Below are 500 nucleotides of genomic sequence, written 5' to 3'. Positions count from 1 at the left end.
GCGTGGGCGAACTGGTTGGCCCGCGCGTTGAGTTGGGCGTACGTCAGCTCGGTGTCGCCGCAGACGACCGCGACCGCGTCCGGCGTCGCCGCCACCTGTGCCGCGAACGCCTGCGACACCGGCACGGTGCCCACCTCGCGGGCGGTCGCGTTGCCCTCCTCCAGCAGCCGGTGCCGCTCGTCGGCGCCGAGGAGGTCGATCAGCCCGATCGGCCGCTCGGGGTCGGTGGTGACCGCCTCCAGCAGGAGCGTCCAGCGCCGGGCGAGGGCGGCCACCGTGTCCCGGTCGAACAGGTCGGTGGCGTACTCCACCCCGCCGACGATCCCGGCCGGGCATCCGTCCGGCCCGAACTGCTCGGCGAGGTTCACACCGAGGTCGAACTTCGCGGTTCCGGTGGCCACCGCGTAGGTGGCGACCTCCAGGCCGGGCAGCGAGAAGCGGCCCATCGGCGCGTTCTGCACGGCGAGGACGGTCTGGAAGAGGGGGTGGTGGGACAGGGA

General features: G+C 73.6%; 1 protein-coding gene. It reads right to left on the bottom strand.

The genetic code is table 11. The annotated features are described in order from the left end of the window. Positions 1–500, bottom strand: a 500-nt coding sequence (locus GTW40_RS20080) for a condensation domain-containing protein (protein ID WP_161181576.1), incomplete at both ends; no start/stop codon positions are given.

Source organism: Streptomyces sp. SID4985 (genome assembly GCF_009863025.1).
Taxonomy (GTDB): Bacteria; Actinomycetota; Actinomycetes; order Streptomycetales; family Streptomycetaceae; genus Streptomyces.
Note: the sequence above shows the minus strand (reverse complement) of the source record. Positions and strands in the feature narration are given on the sequence as shown.